Origin of the sequence: Mesorhizobium sp. M7A.F.Ca.US.006.04.2.1 (assembly GCF_004022915.1) — a bacterium.
In the GTDB taxonomy this organism is placed as follows: domain Bacteria; phylum Pseudomonadota; class Alphaproteobacteria; order Rhizobiales; family Rhizobiaceae; genus Mesorhizobium; species Mesorhizobium ciceri.
The window spans coordinates 1-5368 of the sequence record NZ_RZQA01000431.1 but is presented as its reverse complement, the minus strand read 5'-3'; the positions used below and the strand labels follow the sequence as shown (position 1 = coordinate 5368).

Here is a 5368-nt window from a genome sequence, read left to right as displayed (position 1 = left end):
GACAATGCCGGTCAGGCCGCGTTCGATGACGAACTCGCCGGGCTCGACGAAGGACTTGAAACCGAGGAGGCGAAGGCGCGAAAACTTCATTCGCGCCGCCCGCTAAGCGGATTTCGGTGGTTTTGCGAAAGGAAGTCGCGGCACGACGAGAAGCCGCGCACGCCGAAGCGCCGCCGCCTCAGGGCTGACTGGACGTCAGAGCAGAGGGTCGATGATGGCCGACATTTCCTCAATCGACATCGCCCCCTTGTAGGTCTTACCGTTGATGAAGAAGGTCGGTGTCGAGTCGACCTTGAATTCATTGGCGCCGCGCTTCTGGACCGATCTCACATCGTCCAGAAGTTTCTGGTCCGTCAAGCAGGCCTCGAAGGACTCCTGTGTAAAACCGGCGAGCTTCGAGATTTGCAGCAGCGCATCCTTGGTATTCTGGACGCCAACCCAGTTCGCCTGCTGCCGGAACAGGACGTCGACCATGGGGTAATAGTTATCCTTGGCGCAGCGCGCCAGCATAAAACCGGCTTCGGCGCTCGGGTCGAACGGGAATTCGCGCAGGATGTAGCGAACCTTGCCGGTGTCGATGTACTTGGTCTTCAGGTCCGGAAAGGTGGTCTCGGCGAAATGCGCGCAATGCGGGCAGGTCATCGAGGCGTATTCGACGATGGTGACCTTGGCGTCGTCCTTGCCAAGCTGCTTGTCGGGCAGCGCGCCAGGCTTCATCAGTTCCGTCATGTCCACGGTGCCCTGGGCTTCCGGCGCGGTGGCGGCGGCCGGCGTGGCCGGCTTTGCGGGAGCGGCCGGCTCAGCGGGCTTCACATTCGCAGCCTTCGCCTCCTCGCCAGAGTCGCTGCAGGCCGCGAGCAGGGCCACCGCCGGAATGGCGGCCAGCGAAGACAGGACGTTTCTGCGAGACAAGCTTTGGCCAAACGGGGGACGGTTCATACGAATCACCTGACAAGGGTTGGATTTTGCAATGCAAAGACACGAAAAGGCGAGAGTTGGCGCGAATTAAGGCATCTCGATCCCCAATCCAATCGCGAAACCTGACAAGGGCGATCACGAAAGCGAGATATTGACGACGAATCCATGACTTTCTTCAAGACGCCTATGATTTTCTCTCCCCAATAATGGTCGCGCCAAGTTTCTCCAGCGAGGCGCGCAGTCCTTCATTATCGACCAGGCCGACAGTCCCCGACAATTTCGTCTTCTCAGCCGCGGTCAGCGGTCTCAGGGCCGGTCTGCGCTTTCCTTTGTCGGCTGTCACCGGCTTCTGCAGGATCCGGATGCGGTTGATGGCGGTGAAGCCGAGGAAGGCGTTGACCCGGTTGATGATCTCGCCCGTCTCGTGCTGCAGATGAAGTGCCGCCATGCCTTCGCAGGCAATGACCAGCACGGCCGGCTCGAACGGATCGTCCTCATGCATACGGCGCGGCCACTGGATTTTTTCGGGACGCGAGTGGCTGGCCAGCCGCGGGCCGGCGATCTCGTCCCATGACTGGACGAGGCCGATCGAAATGCCGGCCCGCTTGCGCAGCACCGGATCGAGGATCCTGGTCGCGAGATCGCTGACCGGGACGGGATTGCCGTAGGGCGTTCTCCCTGCCATGTACGTCCTCCAGCGACGACCCAGCAGATACCGGCCAGGCCAATACAAGATCAATGGCACCAGCAGACCAGACCCGCAAGACCGCATCCTGGGATAGTGGCAAAGCCACATCCGGAGATAGCAGCATAGCTGCATCTGGAGATAGCAGCACAGCTGCATCCGGTGTCAGCGACGATATCGCATCCCGCCTGCTCGGCTGGTATGATGTGCATCACCGTGAATTGCCGTGGCGCATCACGCCCCGTGAGCATGCACGCGGCGTGCGGCCTGATCCCTACCGCATCTGGCTCTCCGAGGTCATGCTGCAGCAGACCACCGTCGAAGCTGTGAAGGCTTATTTCCGGGTATTCGTCGAGAAATGGCCCGATGTCGAGGCGCTGGCCGCGGCGCCGACCGAGGACGTGATGAAGGCGTGGGCGGGGCTCGGTTACTACTCCCGCGCCCGCAATCTCAAGGCTTGTGCCGATCTTGTGGCCGAGCGTGGCGGCCGGTTTCCCGACACGGAGACGGGTTTGAGAGAGCTGCCCGGCATCGGCGCCTATACGTCGGCGGCCATCACGGCGATTGCCTTCGATCGCCCCGCCGCGGTTGTCGACGGCAATGTCGAACGTGTCATCTCCCGGCTGTTTTCGATCACAACCCCGCTCAGCGAAGCCAAGCCCGAGATCCGCGCCCATGTCGAGCGCATGGTGCCCGGGATAAGGCCTGGCGACTTCGCCCAGGCGATGATGGATCTCGGCGCCACCATCTGTACGCCACGCCGGCCACGCTGCATGCTGTGCCCGCTACGCGAAGACTGCAGCGCGGTCGTTTCAGGCGATCCCGAGTACTTCCCGGTGCGCCTGCCCAAGGCCGACAAGCCGCAGCGGCACGGCGCGGCCTTTGTCGCCGCACGGGCCGACGGCGCCATCCTTCTGCGCAAACGGGCCGAGAAGGGCTTGCTCGGCGGCATGACCGAGGTGCCGACGACAGGCTGGACCGCGCGGATCGATGGGGCAACCACGCAAGCGGCCGCGCCGTTTCCCGCCGACTGGCGGCATGCGGGCCGCATTGCGCATGTCTTCACGCATTTCGCTCTCGAACTCGAAGTCTTTCACGCTCACATCAAAGGTGATGCGCCAGACGGGCATTTCTGGTCGCTCGCTCACGAGATTTCCGGCGAGGCGCTGCCGACTGTCATGAAAAAGGCAATCGAGGCTGCGATACCCGGCGCGACGAAAAAGCCGTCGCCACACAGTGCAAAGAGGCCCCATGACTGAAATACGCCACATCGTTTTCGACATCGGCCGCGTGCTGATCCACTACGATCCCAACATTCCGTTCAGCCGCCTCATTCCGGATGCCGAAGAGAGAAAGTGGTTTTTCGACAATGTCTGCACGCATGATTGGAACATCGAGCAGGATCGCGGCCGGACCTGGGAAGAGGCCGAGGCGCTGCTGATCGCGGACCACCCCGATCACGCGGAAAACATCCGCGGTTTCCGCCGCCACTGGCACGAGATGGTGCCGCATGCCTATGAGGACAGCGTCGCCATCATGGTCGGTCTGATCGAGAGCGGCCACGACGTGACCATGCTGACCAATTTCGCCAGCGACACGCTGGCCGAGGCCCGCGAGCGCTTCGATTTCCTCAATCGTCCGCGCGGCGTGACGGTGTCGGCCGATATTCGCCAGATCAAGCCCGACCGAGCCATCTACGATCACCACGTCGCCGCATTCGGCCTCGAACCGGCCGCGACGCTGTTCATCGATGACAGCCAGAAGAATGTCGACGGCGCCAAGGCGGCAGGCTGGCAATCGGTGCTGTTCACCGACGCAAGGACGCTTCAAGCAGACCTTGAACGTCTCGGAATCAAGGCCTGATTTGAATCGCTTCGCGCGATCCGTTGAGCCTTTGAATCAACGGCATTCGAAGCAATTGGCAGGGGCTCAGGCCCCTGCCCGCTCCATGCCGAGCCGCGCGATGCGGCGAAGCTCGTCGATCGGGGTCAGGCCACCGCTGCGCTCATAATGCCAGAAGGTCCAGCCGTTGCAGGCATCCAGCCCCTGCACTTCGGCGCCGACCTTGTGGATCGAACCGGCGCTGTCGCCGATCGCCACCGTGCCGTCGGCCCGCACCTTGGCCGCCCAGCGCTTCTTGGCATCGTAGAGCGTCGCACCCGGCATCATCAGGCCGGTGTCGATCAGGCTGACGAATGCAACGCGCGGCTCGGCGCGCTTGCCCGTGAGAACGGTCAAGTCGGCCTCTTCCAGCGGCCGCACTGCGTCGATGCGCTCGTTGGCGGCGTCGATGTAGGCCTGCTCGCGCTCGATGCCGACGAAATGGCGGCCGAGGCGCTTGGCCACCGCGCCCGTGGTGCCGGAGCCGAAGAACGGATCGAGCACGATGTCGCCCGGTTTGGTCGAGGCCATCATGATGCGGGCAAGCAGCGCTTCCGGCTTCTGCGTCGGGTGCAGCTTGTCGCCATTGTCGTTCTTCAGCCGCTCGCCGCCGGTGCAGATCGGAAACAGCCAGTCGGAGCGCATCTGGATATCGTCGTTGGACGCCTTCATGGCTTCGTAGTTGAAGGTATAGCCCTTGCCCTTCTGGTCGCGCGTGGCCCAGATCATCGTCTCATGCGCGTTCTGGAAACGGCGGCCGCGGAAATTCGGCATCGGGTTGGTCTTGCGCCAGACGACGTCGTTGAGGATCCAGAAGCCGAGATCCTGCATCTTGGCGCCGACACGGAAGATGTTGTGATAGGAGCCGATGACCCAGATGGTGCCGTTGGGCTTCAGCACCCGGCGCGCCGCCAGCAGCCAGGCACGCGTGAAAGCGTCATAGGCCTCGAAACTCTCGAACTGGTCCCAATCGTCGTCAACGGCGTCGACCTTCGACTGATCAGGGCGGTGCAGGTCGCCGTCGAGCTGCAGATTGTAGGGCGGATCGGCGAAGATGACGTCGATCGATTTTTCGGGCAGCCGGTCTAGCGCGGCGACGCAGTCGCCCTTGAGGATCGTGTCCAGCCATTCGGATTGCTGGGGAGCGTGGGAAAGCTCGTCGAGAAGACGCACGGCAGACATTCTGACACCCAAGGCACGCGTTACTGTTTACTCCTGGTTATGGTTACCGATCAGCGTAAATATTCCGTGAAGGCCAAGGGATGGGTGTGGCGAATTTGCGAAGGCGGCCCTGTTGGTGTATGCCGCGCCGCCTGAGCCTTCCGAGGCCACTTCGCCCTCCCATTGTCCGGATCACCATGCCCCAGCCAGACCTTGTCATCTTCGATTGCGACGGCGTGCTCGTCGATTCCGAGATCATCGCCGCCCGCGTCGACGCCGAGCTTTTGACCCTGGCCGGATACGAGATATCGGCTGAGGAGATTTCGGAGAGCTATGCCGGCCTGACCTTCAAGGACATCATGCTGCGGGTCGAGGAAAAGTCCCGCATTCCCTTCCAGGCCTCTCTTATCGACAGGGAGGAACAATTGGTCGACCGCAAACTGCGCAGTGACGTCCGCGCCATCGACGGCGCGCGCGAGGCCGTTGCCGCGGTAACGGTGCCGCGCTGTGTCTGCTCGAATTCACGCTCCGAGCGGATCGAATTCATGCTGGAGAAGGTGCATCTTCTGCCGTTTTTCGCCGACCGGATTTTTTCGGCGATGGAAACACCGACCGCGAAAACGAAACCGGCGCCGGACGTGTTCCTGTTTGCGGCGGAGAAACTCAGCGCCAACCCGGCGAACACTTTCGTCATCGAGGATTCCGTGCACGGCGTCCACCTGT

General features: G+C 62.3%; 6 protein-coding genes. 3 read left to right on the top strand and 3 right to left on the bottom strand.

Annotation, left to right across the window (positions count from 1 at the left end; genetic code table 11):
- Window positions 1-195: 195 nt before the first annotated feature.
- Both EN925_RS21625 and EN925_RS21620 read right to left on the bottom strand, forming a co-directional pair.
- Complete coding sequence (locus tag EN925_RS21625) at window positions 196-939, bottom strand: DsbA family protein (RefSeq protein WP_013532754.1); 744 nt, start codon at window positions 937-939, stop codon at window positions 196-198.
- Window positions 940-1102: 163 nt separating this feature from the next.
- Complete coding sequence (locus tag EN925_RS21620; protein ID WP_013532755.1) at window positions 1103-1603, bottom strand: DUF721 domain-containing protein; 501 nt, start codon at window positions 1601-1603, stop codon at window positions 1103-1105.
- Window positions 1604-1656: 53 nt separating this feature from the next.
- Here EN925_RS21620 and mutY point away from each other — a divergent pair, with 53 nt between their 5' ends.
- The gene (mutY, locus tag EN925_RS21615; protein ID WP_127369699.1) at window positions 1657-2862 is read left to right on the top strand and encodes an A/G-specific adenine glycosylase; all 1206 of its coding nucleotides are present in this window, start codon (window positions 1657-1659) and stop codon (window positions 2860-2862) included.
- Window positions 2855-3466, top strand: coding sequence for an HAD family phosphatase (locus EN925_RS21610; RefSeq protein ID WP_013532757.1), 612 nt, complete (start codon window positions 2855-2857; stop codon window positions 3464-3466). The genes mutY and EN925_RS21610 overlap by 8 nt, the downstream gene beginning before the upstream one ends.
- A gap of 66 nt (window positions 3467-3532) precedes the next feature.
- Here the strand turns inward: EN925_RS21610 and EN925_RS21605 are convergent, their stop codons facing one another.
- The gene (locus EN925_RS21605) at window positions 3533-4666 is read right to left on the bottom strand and encodes a site-specific DNA-methyltransferase (protein WP_127366019.1); all 1134 of its coding nucleotides are present in this window, start codon (window positions 4664-4666) and stop codon (window positions 3533-3535) included.
- Window positions 4667-4842: 176 nt separating this feature from the next.
- Between EN925_RS21605 and EN925_RS21600 the strand changes: the two genes are divergently transcribed.
- Window positions 4843-5368 (top strand): HAD family hydrolase (locus tag EN925_RS21600; protein ID WP_128336899.1); only part of this gene is annotated, 526 nt, incomplete at its 3' end.